This window comes from Faecalibacterium sp. DFI.5.82 (assembly GCF_029076575.1).
GTDB classification, from domain to species: domain Bacteria; phylum Bacillota; class Clostridia; order Oscillospirales; family Ruminococcaceae; genus Faecalibacterium; species Faecalibacterium duncaniae.
Window position 1 is genome coordinate 1 of sequence record NZ_JARFIS010000711.1, and the last position, 302, is coordinate 302.

Below are 302 nucleotides of genomic sequence, written 5' to 3' on the forward strand. Positions count from 1 at the left end.
TCCCAAGCTGGGCCGCGCCCTGTGGGCAGCGGCAAAGCTGCCTGAAAAACCGGTGGACACCCTGCCGGATGCCGCCTGGCAGGTGCTGGCCAACGCGGCCAAGCACTGGCTGATCGAGGGCCTGACCCCCTGCGGCTGGAAGCAGGCCCAGACCACCGGCGGCGGCCTGTGCCTGACCGAAGTGACCCCCAGCTTCCAGTTCTAGGGCTGCCCCGGCCTTTACTTTGTGGGTGAAGCGCTGGACTGCGCCGGCAGCTGCGGCGGCTTCAACCTGCACTGGGCCTTTGGCAGCGGCATCGCCG

The 302-nt window shown here is 69.2% G+C and carries 2 pseudogenes; both read left to right on the plus strand.

Features of this window, described 5'->3' with window-relative positions:
* Positions 1 to 205: pseudogene (locus tag P0G09_RS18555) on the plus strand (aminoacetone oxidase family FAD-binding enzyme); the annotation flags it as partial.
* 6 nt (positions 206 to 211) lie between these two features.
* Positions 212 to 302: pseudogene (locus tag P0G09_RS18560) on the plus strand (NAD(P)/FAD-dependent oxidoreductase); the annotation flags it as partial.